The sequence below is a fragment of the Micromonospora sp. NBC_01739 genome, from assembly GCF_035920385.1.
Classification (GTDB): domain Bacteria; phylum Actinomycetota; class Actinomycetes; order Mycobacteriales; family Micromonosporaceae; genus Micromonospora.
Window position 1 is genome coordinate 3,316,608 of record NZ_CP109151.1, and the last position, 19,569, is coordinate 3,336,176.

The following is a 19,569-nucleotide window of genomic DNA, read 5'->3' on the forward strand; positions in this document are numbered from 1 at the left end:
AACGCGGCGAGGTGACGCCGGTTACCGCCCGAGGGGATCGGATCTCCGAAAAAGGCAGCGGATCGAACATCCGTTCGACCAGACGTATCATTTATCAGAACAGGCGTACGAATGTCACCGTTAGGCGTGTCGACACGCGGAGAAACCTCGTACAGATGTTTGAAAATGACTGATCTCACCTATACGGTCTGAACAGCCGGAGGTGACCATGGTCGACCTGCTGTCCGGCAGACCACCGCACGCACCACGAGCCGCCGAGGCACCCAGCGCCGACCAGGGAGGACGGACGTGACCCAGGACCGGGCCAACCGGCCACACAGCCCGCAGCAGAGCAGCGAGGCGGGGCCGCCGCCCACCCGACGCCGCAGCGTCACCCGGGCCCGGGCGGCACAGCCCGCGGTACGCCCGGTGGCCCCGGTGACCAACACCTTCCCGGACCCGGCCACCGCGGACCTCACCGCCCGGCAGCGGCGCATCCTGGACTTCATCCGTACCTGGGTGGAACGGCACGGCTACCCGCCGAGCGTGCGTGAGATCGGCGAGGCGGTCGGGCTGGTCTCCCCCTCCAGCGTCGCCTACCAGCTCAAGGAGCTGGAGAAGAAGGGCTTCCTGCGCCGGGACCCGAACCGGCCCCGGGCGGTCGACGTCCGCCCGCCCGCCGACCTCGACGACGAGTTGAGCCGCTCCCAGCGACCCACCCCGGCGTACGTGCCGATGCTCGGCCGGATCGCCGCCGGTGGGCCGATCCTCGCCGAGCAGTCGATGGAGGAGGTCTTCCCGCTGCCCCGCGAGCTGGTCGGCGAGGGCGAGGTCTTCATGCTCCAGGTCAAGGGCGACTCGATGCTCGACGCGGCCATCTGCGACGGCGACTGGGTGGTGGTCCGGCAGCAGCCGACCGCCGACTCCGGGGAGATCGTCGCCGCCATGCTGGACGGCGAGGCGACCGTGAAGACCTACCGGCGCCGCGACGGTCACGTCTGGCTGATGCCGCAGAACCCGGCATTCGACCCCATTCCCGGCGACGACGCCACCATCATGGGCCGGGTGGTGGCGGTGCTGCGCCGGATCTGACCGGCACCCACCAGCCTCAGCTCGACGGACGGTGCCCAGGACTACCTGGGCACCTACCGGTGCTGGGTGCGCCCGGCACCCTACCGGTGCGGCCAGGTCGGGACGGCCTCGAGAAGCGCCGCTGGCCGTGCCCAGTATCGCCCTGGGCACGCAACGGTGCCGGGCCTCTTCGGGTCAGTACCGGTCGCCCCGGTAGCCGTAGCTGCCGCCGGGCGGTTGGCCGTAGGGCTCGGAGTTGTCTTCGCGGTAGCGACCGGAGCGTCGACCCCGATAGTCGTTCTCGGCCGGGCCACCGCCCCGCCGCGGCGGCTCGGCACGTCCTCCACCGCGCGGTGGCTGGGCAGGGCCCCCGCCGCGTGGTGGCTCGGCACGCGCATCACCCCGTGGCGGCTCCGCACGGCCGCCACCCCGTGGGGGTTCTGCGCGGCCACCGCCCCGTGGCGGTTCGACCCGTGCACCACCTCGCGGGGGCTCCGCGCGACCGCCGGCGGGCGGCGGTCCGCCGGACCGGGCCCCGCCGCCGTACACCCCGCCGCCACCGCCGCCGGCCGGGCGGCCACCGCCGGGTCGGCCGCCGCTGCCGGGGCCGGCCTCGCCGGCGCGGCCCCCACCGCCGTAGACACCGCCACCGCCCGGACGGGCACCGTTGCCGCCGGCACGCCCCCCGTAGACCGGCCCGGAACGGGCCGCCCCGGGGCGTTCACCGTCAGGTGAGCCGCCGCCGTAGACCCCACCGCCAGCGCCGCCGTACACCGCACCGGAGCGGGCGCGGTCCTTCGGCGTACCGTCGTCGCCACCGCGGGTGGGTCCCGGGCCGTCGTCGTCGCGGTTGCCGCCCTTGCCCGCGGGTGGCCGCCGCTTGCGGGCCCGCAGGATGCCGAAGATGCCCGCGCCGACCAGCAACGCGCCGAGCACCCCGACGGAGGCGATCAGGTACGTGATGTCGTCGAGGGTCAACCCGTCCAGGAAGGACTGGCCGGTCGACTTCTTGGCCGCGTCCGGATCCTCGGCCAGGTTTTTCGGGCCCTCCGTGGAGGGGGTGTAGCTGAGGATGTCGACCGGTTCGTCGTCGTCCAGGTGACCGGCGTCGGAGACGGTCAGGAAGGTCTTCCCGTCGGTGGAGTACGAGATCGCCTCGCCGAAGGGGTCGGCCAGGGCGGTGACCCGAGGGGTGCCGTTGGTCAGGGCACCGACGAGGTCGCCGTTCTGGACGTCGTACTCGAAGGCGTCCGCGTAGGTGCGCAGCACCACCCGGGCACCGTCCGGGGACCGGGCGGCACCGGTGATCGCGACCCGCCCGAAGGTGCTCAGGGGGTTCTCGGTGTCCGTTTTCGGCAGGGTGATGTCGCCGAGCTTCTTCATCGGCACCGGCGCGGTGTCACCGGTCTTCAGGGCCCCGTCCGGGGTGAAGATCTCGGCCTTGCCGGCGGTGACCTTGGTAATGATCAGCGGCAGGTTGTCGTCGCCGATCAGCAGGGCCTCGGCGTCGCGGGGCTTGCCGTCCGGGTACGCCAGCCGGTGCAACTTGGGCTGCTCGCTGCCGTTGACCGGCATGCTCCAGACGGCCACCCGCTCGCGGCGCTGCCGGCTGGTGACGTTGTCACCGGTGTCGGCGATCCACAGCTTCTTCTTGTCCGGCGAGATGGCCAGATCCTCGGTGTCGAACGGCCCCGCGCCGGAGTAGCCCACGTCGCGAACGACCTGGCAGTCCTTGTTGAGGTAGAAGACCCGCTTGCGGTCGTCCTGGTCGGTGCTGTCGTTGATCACGATGTACCCGTTGCGGGTGGCCACCAGACCGGACATCTCCCGCAGGCGCGAATCGGTGACCGTGCACTGCTTCTTGCCCGCCTTGGTCAACGGCGCACCGAGGGCCGCCGGCAGGACTGTGCTGGGCGCCGCCGCCCGGCCTGTCACCGCGACGGTCGACGCAGCGGAGGCAGGCTGCGGTACCGGTGCCGCCAGGACGGCACCGGTGACAGTCACGGTGGCCCCGAGCAGGCCGAGTGCCACCGTGACCGGGGAAGCAGTGCGGAGCATGATGGAAGTGTCGCATGCCGGAGGTTTCCGCCGGGTCACGCGGCAGCCGCGTTACCCGGCGGTACGGGCCGTCTCCGCCGTGTCGTGGTACGGGGCCAGTTCGGCCGCCAAGGCCTCGTTGACCCGTACGTGCAGCATCGTGCCCTCCGCCAGGTGGGCGGTGCTGAGCACCTCACCCTGTCGATGGACCCGGGCCACCAGGTCACCCCGGTCGTACGGCAGCACCACTCGCACGTCGACCGCCGGACGGGGCAGCCGCTGCTCGATGGTCGCGCGCAGTTCCTCGATGCCCAGCCCGCTGTGCGCGGAGACGAACACCGCGTCCGGCCAGAGCCGCTTGAGGTGGAGCAGGGTCTCCTCGTCGGCGGCGTCGGTCTTGTTGACCACCAGCAGCTCGGGCAGCCGGTCGGCGCCGACCTCGCTCAGCACCTCCCGCACGGCCCGGACCTGCTCCTGGGGGTCGGGATGGGTGCCGTCGACCACGTGCACCACGAGATCGGCCTCGGCGACCTCCTCCAGGGTCGAGCGGAAGGCCTCGACGATCTGGTGCGGCAGGTGCCGGACGAACCCGACCGTGTCGGAGAGGGTGTAGACCCGCCCCTCGGCCGTGGTGGCGCGGCGGGTGGTCGGATCCAGGGTGGCGAACAGGGCGTCCTCCACCAGCACCCCGGCCCCGGTGAGCCGGTTGAGCAGGCTGGACTTGCCGGCGTTCGTGTAGCCGGCGATGGCCACCGCCGGGACGGCGTTGCGGGAGCGACGCGAGCGCTTGGTCTCGCGTACGGTGCTCATGGCTTTGATCTCCCGGCGCAGCCGGGCGATGCGGTGGCGGATCCGTCGCCGGTCGGTCTCCAGCTTGGTCTCACCCGGACCACGCACACCCACGCCGCCGCCGGCGCCCCCACCGCGACCGGAACCACCGGTCTGCCGGGACAGGGTCTCACCCCAACCGCGCAGCCGGGGCAGCAGGTATTCCAACTGGGCCAGCTCGACCTGGGCGCGGCCCTCCTTGCTCTTGGCGTGCTGGGCGAAGATGTCCAGGATCAGGGCGGTACGGTCGACCACCTTGACCTTGGTCCGCTGCTCCAGATTGCGCAGCTGGGACGGGGACAGTTCACCGTCGCAGATCACCGTGTCGGCACCGGCGGCGAGCACCATGGCACCCAGGTCGTCGACCTTGCCGCGACCGATGTAGGTGGCCGGGTCCGGTCGGGTCCGTCGCTGGATGAGACCTTCGAGCACCTGGGAGCCGGCGGTCTCGGCCAGCGCGGCCAACTCGGTCAGGGAGTTCTCCGCGTCGGCCTGGGTGCCCTCGGTCCAGACCCCGACCAGGACCACCCGCTCCAGCCGCAGCTGGCGGTATTCGACCTCGGTGACGTCCGTCAGCTCGGTGGAGAGGCCGGGGACCCGTCGCAACGCCTGCCGCTCGGAGAGTTCGTACTCACCGGTGGTTGTCTCGATGTCGTCGTTGGGGACGTAGGTCTCCTGGTCTCGCAAGCGCTTCTCCTGTCCGAACTGTTGCTGTACGAAGTAATCCTGTCATGTGGCAACGCTGGTCGCACCCGCTATATGCCCAGCACACAAAGCAGCACAATTGGGGGTGGCTGCCAGAGGCCCAGGTAGAACGGGTAGAAATTCCATGAGCCGTTCGCCGCCGACGGAGGGAATTGCGTGGCCATCACCCGACTGCCCAGTGCTGGATTTTCGATCACGGTCCGTATCGCCGTGCCCGCCGATGCCTCCTCGATCGGTCGACTCACCACCTCGGTGGGCGAGGCGGGGGCCATCGTCACCGCATTGGACGTGGTCGATTCCGACCCCAACCACGTGATCGTGGACCTCACCTGCGACACCGCCGACGCCGGCCACGCCGACCAGGTGGTCGACGCGCTGCGGACCCTCGACGGGGTCGACGTGCGCAAGGTCTCCGACCGCACCTTCCTGCTGCACCTCGGCGGCAAGATCGAGGTGAGCCCGAAGGTCGCGCTGCGCACCCGTGACGAGCTGTCCCGGGCGTACACCCCGGGGGTGGCCCGGGTCTGCCAGGCGATCGCGGACAACCCGGCCGACGCCCGCCGGCTGACCATCAAGCGCAACACCGTGGCCGTGGTCAGCGACGGCTCGGCCGTACTGGGGCTGGGCAACCTCGGCCCGGCGGCCTCCCTGCCGGTGATGGAGGGCAAGGCGGCCCTGTTCAAGCGCTTCGGCGGGGTGGACGCCTGGCCGGTGGTGCTCGACACCCAGGACACCGACGAGATCGTCGCCATCGTCAAGGCGATCGCGCCCGCGTACGGCGGGATCAACCTGGAGGACATCGCGGCGCCGCGGTGCTTCGAGATCGAGGCCCGGCTGCGTGAGGCGCTGGACATCCCGGTCTTCCACGACGACCAGCACGGCACCGCGATCTGCGTGCTGGCCGCGCTGACCAACGCGCTGCGGGTGGTCGGCAAGCGGCTGGCGGACGTACGGGTGGTCGTCTCCGGGGCCGGCGCGGCCGGCACCGCGATCATGAAGCTGCTGCTGCGCCAGGGGGTCGGCGACATCATCGCGTACGACCGCCAGGGAGCCCTGCACCGCGGTCAGCCCGACCTCAACCCGGCCTGGCAGTGGCTGGCCGAGAACACCAACCGGGACGGCTACTCGGGTGACCTGCCCGGGGCGCTGGAGGGTGCGGACGTCTTCATCGGGGTGAGCGCCCCGAACCTGCTCACCGGCGACGACATCGCCCGGATGGCCAAGGACTCGATCGTCTTCGCGCTGGCCAACCCGGACCCGGAGGTCGACCCGCGGGAGGCGCGCAAGCACGCCGCCGTGGTCGCCACCGGCCGCTCCGACCAGCCGAACCAGATCAACAACGTGCTCGCCTTCCCCGGCGTCTTCCGCGGCATGCTCGACGCGCACGCCGAGGAGTTCACCGAGGAGATGGCGCTCGCCGCCGCCCAGGCCATCGCCGACGTCGTCGGCGAGGAGAAGATCAACGCCACCGTCATCGTGCCGAGCGTCTTCGACTCCCGGGTCGCCCCGGCGGTGGCCGCCGCCGTCCGCGCCGCCGCCCAGAACCCCGCCAGCACTCCCCCGCCGGCCGCCGACCCCGGTCCCGCCGACCTCCCCGAGATCGCCGCCAACGCCTCCGCCACCCCCTGACGGGCGGAACAGCCCCCGCGCACCTCAATCGCCCGCGCGCCCAGCCAGGCGCGCGGGCGACGCGTTTCGCTCCCCCTCCTCGTGCAGCCTGAGTCCGCCCCACGCCTCGACCGCCCACCCTCATCCCCACACCCGCGCCCTACGCGGCCCAGGCGCGCGTTTCGCACCCCGGCGCGTCGCATGGCAGCCCAGTGCGGCGCGGCCCGCGCAGCCCAGCGCGTCGATCATGCACTTTCGGTCGGGACAGATGCGACATAAAGGGGCACTTCAGCGACAAAAAGTGCAAGATCGGCGAGGCGGGGCGCTCGGGGGTGGGGCTAGAGGGTGGGGTGGGTGAGGGTGCCGGTGGCGATGAGGAGGGCGGGGCCGGAGAGCCAGCAGGAGTCCGGGGTCAGGGTGACGGTGAGTCGGCCGCCGGGGAGGTCGACAGCCACCGTGCCGGTCTCCCGGGCCAGGTCGCGCAGGGCGACTGCGGCGACGGCGCAGGCGCCGGTGCCGCAGGACAGGGTCTCGGCGGAGCCGCGCTCGTAGACCCGCATCAGCACGTGCCCGTCGACCCCGTCGAGCGGCTCCCCGGCGGCGGTGAACTCCACGTTCACCCCGCGCGGGAAGATCGCCGGGTCGTAGCCGGGAGCCCGGGTCAGGTCGAGACCGGCCAGGTCGAGGCCGGCCGGCAGTGGGCAGACCAGGTGGGGGTTGCCGACGTCCACCGCCGTGCCGCTGAGGGCCAGTCCGCCCAGGGCGGCCGTCGAGGTCGCGTACAGGTCAGGGCGGCGCATCTCGACGGCGATGTCCGCGCCGTCGAGACGGGCCCGCACCAGCCCGGCCCGGGTGGCCACCGGCAGGACACCGTCGACCGGGGTGGCCAGTCCGGTTTCGAGTAGGAAGCGGACGAAGACCCGGGCGCCGTTGCCGCACATCTCCGCGAAGGAGCCGTCGGAGTTCCAGTAGTCCATGAACCACTCGGCGTCACCGGCCAGGCCCGCCCCGTCGGGGTGCTTGGCGGCCCGGACCACGCGCAGCACGCCGTCGCCGCCGATCCCCCGTCGCCGGTCGCAGATCGCGGCCACCAGGTCGGGGGTCAGGTCCAGCGCACCGTCCGGGTCGGGCAGGATCACGAAGTCGTTTCCGGTGCCATGCCCCTTGGTGAAGTTCACCCCTCCATCATCGCGCAGCGTCACCGACGATCCGCAGGGCATCCTCGACCAGGGTGGGCGCGGCCGAGTCCAGCCACCGCACCCGGGGGTCGCGCCGGAACCAGGAACGCTGGCGGCGGACGAAGCGCCGAGTGGCCCGTACGGTGTCGTCGCGGGCCTCGGTCTCGGTCAGCTCCCCGGCCAGCATCCGCAGCACCTGTTGGTAGCCGAGCGCCCGGCTGGCCGTACGCCCCTCGGGCAGGCCCCGCCCGACCAGCCCTTCGGTCTCGGCGACGAGTCCCTCGGCCCACATCCGGTCCACCCGGACGGCGATCCGCTCGTCGAGCAGGGGGGTGTCCAGGTCGACGCCGATCTGCACGGCGGGGTAGTACGGTGTCGGCTCGGGCAGGGCCGCGGTGAACGGAGCCCCGGTCAGCTCGATCACCTCCAGCGCGCGGACGATCCGCCGGCCGTTGCCGGGCAGGATGCCGGCCGCCGCCGCCGGGTCGGCCTCCCGCAGCCGCGCGTACAGGGGTGCCGGGCCCTCGGTGGCCAGTTCCTCCTCCAGCCGGGCCCGCAGCACCGGGTCGGTGCCGGGGAACTCGAACTGTTCCAGTACCGCCCGCACATACAGCCCGGAACCGCCGACCAGCAGGGGCACCCGTCCCCGGGTGAGGATGTCGTCGACGGCCGCCCGGGCCAGCCCCTGGTACTCGGCGACACTGGCCGCCTCGGTGACCTCCCAGATGTCCAGCAGGTGGTGCGGTACCCCCTCCCGCTCGGCGACGGTGAGTTTGGCGGTGCCGATGTCCATCCCCCGGTAGAGCTGCATCGAGTCCGCGTTGACCACCTCGCCGTCCAGAGCGTGGGCCAGGGCGATGCTCAGCGCCGACTTCCCCGCCGCCGTGGGTCCGACCACGGCGAGCACCGTGCCCGGGTTCACTGCCGTTCCCAGTTGGCCACGAAGTAGGCCACTCCGTAGGGGGCGGCGTGATAGCTCAGTTCGCCCCGCCAGCGGCCCCCGGCGCCCCGGGCCGCACCGGCCAGCACCTGCCACGGGGCCCGGCCGGCGACCCGCAGCTGCGCCGAGAGTTCCGGGTCCAGGTCGAGCAGGGCGGCCAGGTCCGCGTCGGCCAGGGCCTCGGCGACCCCGGTGTCGTACGTCTCGGCGCGGGGATCGGCGTAGCCGGGCGCTCCCTCACCCCGGCAGGCCGACCCGTCACCCATCACCAGCAGCGCCCAGTCCGCTTCACCACCGAGGCGGGCGCCGAGTTCCGCGCAGGCGTCCGGGGCGGTCTCTCCCGTCACGGAGTACATGCCCGACACCACAGGGGTGGATTCCGGGCGGGCCCGGCCCAGCAGCCAGGTGCCGATGGTCAGGCTCAGCGGCAGATCGGGACGGCTACCGGCGGGCATCCGACCGAGGGCCGGTTCGACCGGCAGGCCGAAGGAGGCGAGCGAGCCGTGAAAGGGCGGATCGTGACGGAGCGCACAAGGACCATCACCGACGACCAGCACCTCGGCGGCGCCGGAGTCGAGCAGCCGGGTGACCGCGGCGAGGCAGGCCCGACGGAGATCGTCCAATTCCGCGGCGGCGGCACCCGCGACCTCGGGAATCAGCAACGGCGGGTGTGGGCAGACGGCGGCGGCGACCAGTGGCACCCGGCAACCGTATCGGTCCGGCCGGACCGACCATGCACCCCAGGTCACCGCCGTACCCACTGAGCTGGGAGGTCAGTTCCGTGCGGCGCCGGTGCCGCAACAGCCGACCGGCGCGGTGCGGCACGCCGGTCCGGATGATGCCACGGAGTGCCTAGGACACCGTATGGTCACGGTCGGCGATAGGCGCTCGACGCGGACCGGGGCGTACCTGTGACAATGCCCGGAGAAACTTGGCTGCGCCGTGGCGGTGCCCGGGAGAGAGTTCTCCCCAGGGGCACCGGGAGAACGAGGATGGGCACATGAGCGACTGGACTGCCTTCGGACGGGTGGACGCGGACGGCACCGTCTACGTCAAGACCGCCGAGGGCGAGCGGGTGGTCGGATCCTGGCAGGCGGGAGCACCGGAGGAGGGGCTGGCACACTTCGCCCGCCGCTTCGCCGACCTGGTGACCGAGGTGAACCTGACCGAGGCACGGCTCAACTCCGGCGCTGCGGACGCGAACCACTCCCTGGCCACCGTACGACGGATTCGCGCCTCGCTCGCCGAGGCGCACGTGGTCGGTGACATCGACGCGCTGGCCGCGCGGTTGGACCGGCTCGCCACGGTGGCCGAGGAGAAGGCCGGCGAGGCCAAGGCCGCCAAGGAGGCGGCCCGCAGCGAGGCCCTGGCCCGCAAGACCGCGCTGGTGGAGGAGGCGGAGAAGCTGGCCGCCGAGTCGACCGGTTGGAAGACCGCCGGTGACCGGCTCAAGGAGATCCTCGACGAGTGGAAGACCATTCGGGGGGTCGACAAGAAGACCGACGGTGAACTCTGGAAGCGGTTCGCTGCCGCCCGGGACGGGTTCACCCGTCGTCGGGGTGCGCACTTCGCCTCCCTGGACCAGCAGCGCAAGCAGGCGCAGACGGTCAAGGAGGAGCTGGTCGCCGAGGCCGAGAAGGTCAAGGACTCGACCGAGTGGGCCTCGGCCGCCAACCAGCTCAAGGAGCTGATGAACCAGTGGAAGGCCGCGCCGCGTGCCTCCAAGGAGGCCGAGCAGCGGCTGTGGGAGAGGTTCCGGGCCGCCCAGGACGCCTTCTTCACCCGGCGCAGTGAGGTCTTCTCGGCGCGGGACAACGAGCAGCGCGCCAACCTGGAACGCAAGCAGGCGCTGCTGGCCGAGGCAGAGGCCCTCGACATCGAGGGTGACCCGAAGGGTGCTCAGGCCAAGCTGCGCGAGATCCAGGCGCAGTGGCACGAGGCCGGACGGGTACCGCGGGAGGCGGCTGCCGGGCTGGAGCGCCGGCTGCGTGCGATCGACGAGAAGGTCCGCGAGGTGATGGACTCGGCGTGGCGTCGGACCAGCCGGGAGGACAACCCCCTGCTGGCCCAGATGCGGGCCCAGGTCGCCGAGGCCGAGGAGCGGCTGAGCCGGGCTCAGGCCGCCGGGGACGCCCGCCGGATCAAGGAGGCGGAGCAGGCCCTCGCCTCCAAGCGCCAGTTCCTCGCCCTGGCGGAGCAGGCCGGCTGAGTCACCGCTTGCGAAAAGCCCCCGGTTCCGCCTGGAACCGGGGGCTTTTTCGGTTGTCGCGCCCCTGGTCACGGCGATGTTAACGTTCGACATTTACATCGACGTCGATCTGTGATTATCTGAGGAAAGCGGTTGCCCTTTCGGGCTGGGCATGGGAGCCGTTTCCGACCAGTTCCTCCGACGGCAGGGCGCAACTCTGCGACCGCCACCGGCATCGCTGCCGCTGGGCACGGCAGCCTCCGATGTCGGGGCGTACCCCTGCCGACCACACGCCGATGACGCCTCCAGGCGTACGCCGCGACGCTCCACCACCATCCATGGTCGTTGCGGCCACCCGCGTCACGGGCCCTGCGCCGCCGGTGCCGGCGACTGGTCTGTGCCGCCCTGACGCGCGTCGTCCGACCCGTTCCGCGTACCCAGAGGATGAGGAGATTGACCGTGCTTGCACTCGTCACACGTCGCCTGACCCGGCGACTGGCGGTCATGGCCGCGACGGCGGTCGTACTGCCCGCGGCGGTGGTGGCGGTGGCGGTGACCCCCGCTTCGGCGGCCACCGTGGACACCAGCGCGCAATACGTGTTCGTCAACCGCAACAGCGGCAAGGCGATGGATCTGTGGAACTGGTCCACCGCCGACGGCGGGGAGATCCGGCAGTTCACCCGTGCCGACGGCAACAATCAGCAGTTCCAGTTCGTCGACGTGGGCAACGGCTACTACCAGCTGCGCAACCGGCACTCCGGCAAGGTCGTCGCCGTCCCGAACTCCAACGACGGCGTGCAGGTCACCCAGGTCACCGCGAGCAGCGACACCAAGCAGCACTGGCGGCTCGCGGACTCCGCCAACGGCGACGTCCGGTTCATCAACCGGCACAGCAGCAAGGCCCTGGAGGTGTGGCAGTGGTCCACCGCTGACGGCGGGATGGTCTCGCAGTACGCGGATCTCGACGGCGCGAACCAGCGCTGGCAGCTGATCCGGCTGGGTGGTGGCGGCACCACTCCCCCGCCCAACCCCGCCCCGCAGACCGGGCTGGTCGGCTGGGCCACCCAGAACGGCGGTACCACCGGCGGCGGCAGCGCCGGCACCACCACGGTCACCAGCGCCTCGGCGCTGACCAGCGCGTTGAACTCCAGCAGCGCGGCGGTGATCCGGGTCTCCGGCACCATCAACTGCTCGGGGATGCTGCGGGTACGGTCCAACAAGACCATCCTCGGCAACGCGGGTGCCACGATCGTCGGCTGCGGCTTCACCATCAACGGCGACCGCAACGTGATCATCCGGAACCTGACCTTCCGGAACTGGGGCGACGACGCGATCAACATCGAGCAGTCGGCCACCAACATCTGGGTCGACCACAACACCTTCAGCAGCGGCTACGACGGTGCGGTCGACATCAAGCGGGGGTCGGACTTCATCACCGTGTCCTGGAACCGGATCTTCAGCCACGACAAGGCGATGCTGCTCGGGCACAGCGACAGCAACGGCAGCCAGGACACCGGCAAGCTACGGGTCACCTACCACCACAACTGGTTCGACGGCAGCAACCAGCGCAACCCGCGGGTCCGCTTCGGCAACCCGGTGCACGTCTACAACAACTTCTACAGCAACGTACGCGGCTACGGCGTGGCGTCCACGATGAACGCCGGGGTGCTGGTCGAGGGGAACTACTTCGAGAACACCCCGGACCCGTTCCACCGGGGTGAGGGCGACTCCGGTCCGGGTTCCCTGGTGGCCCGCAACAACCACTTCGTCAACTCCGGCGGCGGGCAGTCCGGCGGCAGCGTGGCCGGCATCCCGTACGGCTACAGCCTGGACAGTGCCAGCAGCGTGAAGTCGATCGTGACCGGCGGCGCGGGCGCCGGTCGGATCTCGGTCTGACCGTACGACGGTCGGGGTCCGGTTTCCACCGGGCCCCGACCGGTTCAGTGTGAGACGGCGCAGCCGGTCGTCGGCGCGGGCGCTGGGGCCGGGGCACCGATGGTGGGCAGACCGAGCAACACCCCGGGGGTACGCGTCGCACGCCCCGCCTCGGCCGCGTCGCCGGCCCGGGTCCGCCGATGCGACAGCGGCTCCCCGTCGGCGTTGAGGTGATGCGGTGCGGCGTAGGTGACCACGGTGTGCACGATGTCCCCCGGGCGGATCGCCCCGGCGTACGACCCGGCGTCGAAGTGCACCAGACGCCCGTCGCGGGCCCGCCCGGACAGCCGGCCGGTGCGCTCGTCCTTGCGGCCCTCCCCGACGGCCACCAGGACCTCCACCGGCTCGCCGACCAGCTTCTTGTTCTCCGCCCAGGTGATCTCCTCGACGCAGGCGATCAGCCGCTCGTAGCGCTCCTGCACGACCTGCTTGGGCAGTTGACCGTCCATGGTGGCGGCCGGGGTGCCGGGGCGCTTGGAGTACTGGAAGGTGAAGGCGGAGGAGAACCGGGCCGCCCGGACCACCTCCAGGGTGCGCTCGAAGTCCGCCTCGGTCTCGCCGGGGAACCCGACGATGATGTCGGTGGTGATGGCCGCGTCCGGCATCGCCGCCCGGACCTTGTCGATGATGCCGAGGTACCGCTCGGCCCGGTAGGACCGGCGCATCGCCCGCAGCACGTCGTCCGATCCGGACTGCAACGGCATGTGCAGCGAGTGGCAGACGTTCGGGGTCTCCGCCATCGCGGCGATCACGTCGTCCGTGAAGTCCTTCGGATGCGGGCTGGTGAACCGGACCCGCTCCAGCCCGTCGATCTCCCCGCAGGCCCGCAGCAGCTTGCCGAAGGCGTACCGGTCGCCGAACTCCACCCCGTAGGAGTTGACGTTCTGCCCCAGCAGGGTCACCTCCAGCACACCCTCGTCGACCAGGGCGCGTACCTCGCTGAGGATGTCGCCGGGGCGTCGGTCCTTCTCCTTGCCCCGCAAAGACGGCACGATGCAGAACGTGCAGGTGTTGTTGCAGCCCACCGAGATCGACACCCAGCCGGCGTATGTCGACTCCCGCCGGGTCGGCAGGGTGCTCGGGAAGACGTCGAGGGATTCGAGGATCTCCACCTCGGCGGCGGCGTTGTGCCGGGCCCGCTCCAGCAGCACCGGCAGCGACCCGATGTTGTGGGTGCCGAAGACCACATCGACCCAGGGCGCCTTGCGGACGATGTCACCCCGGTCCTTCTGGGCCAGGCAGCCACCGACCGCGATCTGCATCCCCGGATGCCGGTCCTTGACCGGACGCAGATGACCGAGGTTGCCGTACAGGCGGTTGTCGGCGTTCTCCCGGACCGCGCAGGTGTTGAACACCACCACGTCCGGGGAGTCCTCGGCCTCGCCCGCGCGGATGTAACCCGCCTGCTCCAGCAGGCCGGAGATGCGCTCGGAGTCGTGCACGTTCATCTGGCAGCCGTAGGTGCGTACCTGGTAGGTGCGCGGGCTGCCCGCCGCTGCGGTAGTCATGACATGCACAGCGTATCCGGCACCCTGTGGTCGGACGGAACTAGGAGGAGCCGTGTGCCGAAGCATCAAAACCCTGCGTGAGCCGTACACCCCGGAGGTCACCGACGCGGACGTGCAGGCCGCGGCGTTGCAGTACGTCCGGAAGATCTCCGGTTTCCGCGCCCCGGCGGGGCACAACGCCGCCGCCTTCGACGCCGCGGTGACCGCCGTGGCGGCCGCCACCCGCACCCTCCTGGACGACCTCGTCGTCCGCGGCCGGTGAGCGACGGCCCCTTGTCGCCGCTCAGCCGGCCGGGTGCGCTCAGGGTTGGCGCTCACCGGCTGGGTGGTGCTCAGGCGGCCTGGGTGAGGCTCAGGCGGCGGCCAGGGCGGGGTTCACCGAGTCCGGGGCCCAGCGCGACCGGTGGCAGCGCGACCAGCCCCGGCACCGGGGGTCGGCCTCGGTGCACAGCCGCCGGTCGCTGAGCACCTCGCCCTCGTCGGTCTCCCGCACGTCGAAGTGCACCGGGCGGATGCTGCCGTCCGGTGCGACCAGCAGGTGCCGGGTCTCGTCCAGGGTGTCGTCCCGCAGCAGGCAGTTGCGGTCCAGCAGCCGGGCCAGTGCCGCGATGCTGGGCAGCTCGGGCAGCCCGTCCGGGACCCCGTAACAGTCCACGATCGTGGCGAACTCCCCGGGCGCCTGCCACACGTCGCAGACCACCGCGTACGTCGGCAGTCGCGCCGGGTCGGCGACGGCCAGGGGCATCACCACCCGACCGAGCGCATCGGCCAGTGCCGGGTAGACCTCCACCGGTCGTACCTGGTCGATTCTCCAGTTCCACAGCTCGGTCATGCCGCCTCCTCGCTGTGCTCGTCCCAGGGGCCTCGGGAGCGGGCCCTACCCACGATGGTGGGGGGCATTTGCCCTCAGGCGGGGGCAAGTTACCGGTCTGTGACCATTCTGGGCAATTTTCCCCGAGGCACCTCGCTGTGAGTATCGGGAAGGTGACAGATTATCGGGTATCGCGCGCGGGGGTAAGCACGGCACGCCGCAGCCCGCACCACCTCAGCGCAGTACGACCAGGTGCTCGCCGCGCGGTAGCAGCTCACCGATCACGGGTGCGCCCGGAATCTCCCCGGCCACCAGCAGGCCGCCGGAGGTCTGCGCGTCGGCCAGCAGCAACCGGTCGATCTCCCCCGCCGCCGCCAGGTCGGTCCAGGGAGTGACCCACTCCAGGTTCCGGCGCGAGCCACCGCTGACGTACCCCTCCCGGGCCGCCTCCCGGGCACCGGCCAGGTACGGCACCCGGTCGATGTCGATGGCCACCGTCAGCTCGCTGGCCCGGGCCAGCTTGGAGGCGTGGCCGAGCAGGCCGAATCCGGTCACGTCCGTGCCGCACCGCACCCCGGCCGCCACCGCCGCCTGGGCCGCCTCCCGGTTGAGGGTGGTCATCGCCGCGACCGCCTCGGGGAAGGTCTCCCCGGTGTTCTTGTGCCGGGTGTTGAGCACCCCCACACCGAGCGGCTTGGTCAGCGACAGCGGCAGTCCGGCCCGCCCCGCGTCCAGGGTGATCAGTTCCTCGGGGCGGACCAGCCCGGTGACCGCCAGGCCGTACTTCGGGCCGTCGTCGTCGACGCTGTGCCCGCCGGCCAGGTGACAGCCGGCCTCCCGGGCGACGTCACGGCCGCCACGCAGCACCTCCCGGGCCAACTCTAGGGGGAGCACCTCCCGGGGCCAGCAGAGCAGGTTGAGGGCGACCAGAGGGCGGCCGCCCATCGCGTACACGTCCGACAGGGCGTTGGTCGCGGCGATCCGGCCCCAGTCGTAGGCGTCGTCGACGACCGGGGTGAAGAAGTCCGCGGTGCTCACCACCCCGGTGTGCGGGTCCAACCGGACCACGGCGGCGTCGTCGCCATGGTCCAGTCCGACCAACAGATCCGGCGAGCTGACGGCCGGGCCCAGCCCGGCCACCATCGCCTCCAACTCACCCGGCGGAATCTTGCACGCGCATCCGCCACCCCGGGCGTACCTGGTCAATCGCACCTGCTCTGCCACCCTCCCATGATCTACATCACCGCCCGAAATCGCCACCAGGAGCGGGCAATTTCGGACGCTGGGACGCGATCCGCCAGGGTGTTACCGCCTCGTGACCATCTGAGTTGTGTTCAGCCACGTCAGCCCGCCTACAGTGGCCGTCATCCGGGGGTCGACCGACCCCGAAAGCAACGAGGGGGACGGTGGACGACGTGACGACGGGCGAACCGCTCATCGTGCTGGATTCGGTCAACAAGTGGTTTGGGCCGCTGCACGTGCTGAACGATGTCTCGCTGTCGGTGGGTCGGGGCGAAGTGGTCGTGGTCATCGGCCCGTCCGGCTCCGGCAAGTCGACCCTGTGCCGCACGATCAACCGACTTGAGCCGATCAATTCCGGCACCATCACCTTCGACGGGCAGGAACTGCCGGCGGAGGGCAAGGCACTGGCCAAGCTGCGCAGCGAGGTCGGCATGGTGTTCCAGTCGTTCAACCTCTTCGCGCACAAGACGATCCTGGAGAACGTCACTCTGGGCCCGATCAAGGTGCGCAAGGAGAAGCCCGCCGCGGTACGCGAGCGGGGCCTGGCCCTACTCGACCGGGTGGGCATCGCCAACCAGGCCGACAAGTTCCCGGCCCAGCTCTCCGGCGGGCAGCAGCAGCGGGCCGCGATCGCGCGGGCGCTGGCCATGCAGCCCAAGGCGATGCTCTTCGACGAGCCCACGAGCGCCTTGGACCCGGAGATGGTCGGCGAGGTGCTGGACGTCATGACCTCGCTGGCCCGCGAAGGCATGACCATGGTCGTGGTCACCCACGAGATGGGCTTCGCGCGGCACGCCGCCAACCGGGTCATCTTCATGGCCGACGGCAAACTCGTGGAGGACGCTACTCCGGCGGAGTTCTTCGCCAACCCGCGTAGCGAGCGCGCCAAGGACTTCCTCTCCAAAATCCTCACGCACTAAACCCCTTAGCGGAGTGTGCCGTGACCCGGCAGGCTCCCATTCCAGAAGGAGAAACACCTATGCGAATGAAGCGCATGGCGGCCGTCGCCGCCGCTGCCGGTCTCGCGGTCACCATGGCCGCCTGTGGCGGCGACAGCGACGAGGGCGGCAGCAGCACCGGCGCCACCGGCATCGTCGGCAAGGCCGAGAGCCAGAAGAAGCTGGTCATCGGCGTCAAGGCCGACCAGCCCGGCCTGGGTCTTCAGACCGGCAGCCAGTACGAGGGCTTCGACATCGAGATCGGCAAGATCATCGCGAAGGGCCTCGGCGTCGACGCGGGCAACATCGAGTGGAAGACCACCGTGTCGGCCAACCGTGAGCCCTTCATCGAGCAGGGCACCGTCGACCTGGTGGTGGCGACCTACACCATCAACGACGAGCGCAAGCAGAAGATCAACTTCGCTGGCCCGTACTACATCGCCGGCCAGGACCTGCTGGTCAAGTCCGACTCCACCCTGACCGGCCCGGACCAGCTGGCCGGCAAGACGGTCTGCTCGGTCAGCGGCTCGACCCCGGCCAAGCGGATCCAGGAGAACTACCCGGACGCTCGGCTGCAGCAGTTCGACTCGTACTCCAAGTGCCTGCCGCTGCTCGACGGTGGCCAGGTTGACGCCGTGACCACCGACGACATCATCCTCGCCGGCTACGCCGCGCAGGACCAGTACGCCGGCAAGTTCAAGGTCGTCGGCAGCACCTTCTCCGACGAGCCGTACGGCATCGGCCTGAAGAAGGACGACACCACCGGCTGCGAGAAGATCAACGAGATCCTCAAGGCTGCCGCCGCCGACGGTAGCTACAAGGCCGCCTGGGACACCACCCTGGGCAAGAGCGGCACCCCCGCGCCCGAGCTGGACACCACCAAGCTGACCCACTGCGGCGCATGACCGGTACCGGAGCCGGCATCCCGCGTGGGTGCCGGCTCCGGCCTGTCACCGGCCGCCAACACGTGCCCCGGGAGCCGAAGCATGCACGTATTCACTGATCCGAAGAACTTCGACGCGTACGTGTCGGGTTTCCTCTGGATCCTCAAGCTGACCGGCGCGTCAGCGGCCACCGCGCTGGTGCTCGGCGTGTTGCTGGCCGCGATGCGGGTCTCCCCCGTACCCGTACTGCGCGGCTTCGGCGCAGCCTGGGTCAACATCTTCCGTAACACCCCGCTCACCCTGGTCGTCTTCTTCTGCTACTTCGGCCTGTTCGTCACCCTCGGGCTGAGCCTGTCGCAGGATCTGGACCTCAACGTCTTCTGGCTCGGCGTGATCGGCCTGTCGACCTACACCTCCGCGTTCGTCTGTGAGGCGGTCCGCTCCGGCATCAACACCGTGCCGACCGGGCAGGCCGAAGCGGCCCGGGCCATCGGGCTGACCTTCGGGCAGACCCTGCGGATCGTGGTCCTGCCGCAGGCCGCGCGTTCGGTGATCGCGCCGTTCGGCAGCATTCTGATCGCGCTCTGCAAGAACGCCACGATCGTCGGCACCATCGGGTTGATGGAGTCCTCCAACGTGATGAAGGACCTGATCAACTTCAACGGTGACGCCGTCATCCAGATCTTCCTGGTCTTCGCCGGCACGTTCGCCGCGCTCCTCATCCCCACCGGCTACTTCTTCGGCTGGCTGGCCAACAAACTGGCGGTGAAGCGCTGATGAGCACCAGCAGCGTCCTCTACGACCACCCGGGGCCACGCGCCAAGGTGCGCAACACCGTGCTCAGCGTGGTCTTCGGTGTCGCCCTGCTCGGGCTGGTCTACTGGATCTACACCAAGTTCGACCAGGCGAACCAGTTGGAAGCCTGGCTGTGGAAGCCGTTCACCGAGCCGAAGACCTGGACCCAGTTCATCGTGCCGGGCCTGTGGGCCACCCTCAAGGCGGCCGGGCTGGGCATGTTGCTCTCCCTGGCCTTCGGCATCATCTTCGCGGTCGCCCGGCTCTCCGACCACCGGTGGATCAGCATTCCGGCCGGTGCGATCGTGGAGTTCTTCCGGGCCGTACCCCTGCTGTTGATGATCTTCTTCATCTTCTACGGCCTCCCGTATGTGATCGACGGGCCGGTGACCGCCTTCTGGGCCGTGGTGATCGGTCTGACCCTCTACAACGGGTCGGTGCTGGCCGAGGCCTTCCGCGCCGGCATCCGGTCCCTGCCGGGCGGCCAGGCCGAGGCGGCGTACGCGATCGGTATGCGCAAGACCCAGGTCATGCAGCTGATCCTGATCCCGCAGGCGGCCCGGGCCATGCTGCCGATCATCGTCAGCCAGCTGGTGGTGCTGCTCAAGGACACCGCACTGGGCTACATCGTGGCCTACCCCGAGCTGCTCCAGCGGGGTGTCAACGACCTCGCCGCCAACTACGGCAACATCATCCCGGCGGCGATCGTCATCGCGGTGATCTACATCATCATCAACTCCCTGCTGACCGCCTTCGCCGGTTGGCTGGAGCGCCGCACCGCCACCCGCCGGGCGCGCAAACCGCGTAACAACCAGGCCCCGACCAACGCCACCACGGTCGAGCCGCAAGGCTGAGCGAACCTCGACGTACGCGACAGGGCCGGCCCATTCGGGCCGGCCCTGTCGTTTCTAGTCTGTGGGGG

Annotated in this window: 17 protein-coding genes; 9 read left to right on the forward strand and 8 right to left on the reverse strand. The window is 70.6% G+C overall.

Going from position 1 to position 19,569, the window contains the following annotated elements; translation table 11 throughout:
- Positions 1 to 288: 288 nt before the first annotated feature.
- Positions 289 to 1,071 (forward strand): transcriptional repressor LexA, encoded by a 783-nt coding sequence (gene lexA, locus OIE53_RS14715; RefSeq protein WP_327022123.1) that lies wholly within the window; start codon positions 289 to 291, stop codon positions 1,069 to 1,071.
- 174 nt (positions 1,072 to 1,245) lie between these two features.
- On the opposite strand, the gene OIE53_RS14720 is transcribed toward lexA, so the two are convergent.
- Together OIE53_RS14720 and hflX are read right to left on the reverse strand one after the other, a co-directional pair.
- On the reverse strand, positions 1,246 to 3,108 hold the full coding sequence (locus tag OIE53_RS14720) for a hypothetical protein (RefSeq protein WP_327022124.1): 1,863 nt from the start codon (positions 3,106 to 3,108) through the stop codon (positions 1,246 to 1,248).
- A 51-nt stretch (positions 3,109 to 3,159) separates the two neighbouring features.
- Positions 3,160 to 4,602 carry a GTPase HflX gene (hflX, locus tag OIE53_RS14725; RefSeq protein ID WP_327022125.1) on the reverse strand — a complete coding sequence of 481 codons (1,443 nt, stop codon included), beginning with the start codon at positions 4,600 to 4,602 and terminating at the stop codon, positions 3,160 to 3,162.
- A 174-nt stretch (positions 4,603 to 4,776) separates the two neighbouring features.
- On the opposite strand from hflX, the gene OIE53_RS14730 reads away from it, so the two are divergent.
- Positions 4,777 to 6,249, forward strand: coding sequence for an NAD-dependent malic enzyme (locus OIE53_RS14730; RefSeq protein WP_327022126.1), 1,473 nt, complete (start codon positions 4,777 to 4,779; stop codon positions 6,247 to 6,249).
- Positions 6,250 to 6,566: 317 nt separating this feature from the next.
- Here OIE53_RS14730 and dapF read toward each other — a convergent pair whose 3' ends face one another.
- The 3 genes from dapF to OIE53_RS14745 are packed head-to-tail and all read right to left on the reverse strand — an operon-like array spanning position 6,567 to position 9,047.
- The gene (dapF, locus tag OIE53_RS14735; RefSeq protein WP_327022127.1) at positions 6,567 to 7,406 is read right to left on the reverse strand and encodes a diaminopimelate epimerase; all 840 of its coding nucleotides are present in this window, start codon (positions 7,404 to 7,406) and stop codon (positions 6,567 to 6,569) included.
- Positions 7,407 to 7,413: 7 nt separating this feature from the next.
- Entirely contained in the window at positions 7,414 to 8,328 is a 915-nt protein-coding gene (gene miaA, locus OIE53_RS14740; protein WP_327022128.1) for a tRNA (adenosine(37)-N6)-dimethylallyltransferase MiaA, read from the reverse strand.
- On the reverse strand, positions 8,325 to 9,047 hold the full coding sequence (locus OIE53_RS14745) for a hypothetical protein (RefSeq protein ID WP_327022129.1): 723 nt from the start codon (positions 9,045 to 9,047) through the stop codon (positions 8,325 to 8,327). Before OIE53_RS14745 ends, miaA begins: the two co-directional genes overlap by 4 nt.
- A gap of 299 nt (positions 9,048 to 9,346) precedes the next feature.
- Between OIE53_RS14745 and OIE53_RS14750 the strand changes: the two genes are divergently transcribed.
- Positions 9,347 to 10,555: a DUF349 domain-containing protein gene (locus OIE53_RS14750; protein WP_327022130.1), complete on the forward strand. Its 1,209-nt coding sequence runs from the start codon at positions 9,347 to 9,349 to the stop codon at positions 10,553 to 10,555.
- A gap of 438 nt (positions 10,556 to 10,993) precedes the next feature.
- Positions 10,994 to 12,430, forward strand: a complete 1,437-nt coding sequence (locus tag OIE53_RS14755) for a pectate lyase family protein (protein WP_393337079.1) — start codon at positions 10,994 to 10,996, stop codon at positions 12,428 to 12,430.
- 44 nt (positions 12,431 to 12,474) lie between these two features.
- Here OIE53_RS14755 and miaB read toward each other — a convergent pair whose 3' ends face one another.
- On the reverse strand, positions 12,475 to 13,977 hold the full coding sequence (gene miaB, locus OIE53_RS14760) for a tRNA (N6-isopentenyl adenosine(37)-C2)-methylthiotransferase MiaB (RefSeq protein WP_327022131.1): 1,503 nt from the start codon (positions 13,975 to 13,977) through the stop codon (positions 12,475 to 12,477).
- 52 nt (positions 13,978 to 14,029) lie between these two features.
- On the opposite strand from miaB, the gene OIE53_RS14765 reads away from it, so the two are divergent.
- The gene (locus tag OIE53_RS14765) at positions 14,030 to 14,239 is read left to right on the forward strand and encodes a DUF2277 family protein (RefSeq protein WP_327022132.1); all 210 of its coding nucleotides are present in this window, start codon (positions 14,030 to 14,032) and stop codon (positions 14,237 to 14,239) included.
- Between the two features lie 90 nt (positions 14,240 to 14,329).
- On the opposite strand, the gene OIE53_RS14770 is transcribed toward OIE53_RS14765, so the two are convergent.
- Together OIE53_RS14770 and selD are read right to left on the reverse strand one after the other, a co-directional pair.
- Positions 14,330 to 14,809, reverse strand: a complete 480-nt coding sequence (locus tag OIE53_RS14770) for a hypothetical protein (protein WP_327022133.1) — start codon at positions 14,807 to 14,809, stop codon at positions 14,330 to 14,332.
- A gap of 213 nt (positions 14,810 to 15,022) precedes the next feature.
- Positions 15,023 to 16,012: a selenide, water dikinase SelD gene (gene selD, locus OIE53_RS14775; protein ID WP_327022134.1), complete on the reverse strand. Its 990-nt coding sequence runs from the start codon at positions 16,010 to 16,012 to the stop codon at positions 15,023 to 15,025.
- Positions 16,013 to 16,194: 182 nt separating this feature from the next.
- Between selD and OIE53_RS14780 the strand changes: the two genes are divergently transcribed.
- The 4 genes from OIE53_RS14780 (at position 16,195) to OIE53_RS14795 (ending at position 19,501) form a co-directional block, all read left to right on the forward strand.
- Positions 16,195 to 16,950: an amino acid ABC transporter ATP-binding protein gene (locus OIE53_RS14780; protein ID WP_327022135.1), complete on the forward strand. Its 756-nt coding sequence runs from the start codon at positions 16,195 to 16,197 to the stop codon at positions 16,948 to 16,950.
- Between the two features lie 59 nt (positions 16,951 to 17,009).
- Positions 17,010 to 17,873 (forward strand): glutamate ABC transporter substrate-binding protein, encoded by an 864-nt coding sequence (locus OIE53_RS14785; RefSeq protein WP_327022136.1) that lies wholly within the window; start codon positions 17,010 to 17,012, stop codon positions 17,871 to 17,873.
- Positions 17,874 to 17,954: 81 nt separating this feature from the next.
- Positions 17,955 to 18,629: an amino acid ABC transporter permease gene (locus tag OIE53_RS14790; protein WP_327022137.1), complete on the forward strand. Its 675-nt coding sequence runs from the start codon at positions 17,955 to 17,957 to the stop codon at positions 18,627 to 18,629.
- The gene (locus tag OIE53_RS14795; RefSeq protein WP_327022138.1) at positions 18,629 to 19,501 is read left to right on the forward strand and encodes an amino acid ABC transporter permease; all 873 of its coding nucleotides are present in this window, start codon (positions 18,629 to 18,631) and stop codon (positions 19,499 to 19,501) included. The genes OIE53_RS14790 and OIE53_RS14795 overlap by 1 nt, the downstream gene beginning before the upstream one ends.
- Positions 19,502 to 19,569 lie beyond the last annotated feature (68 nt).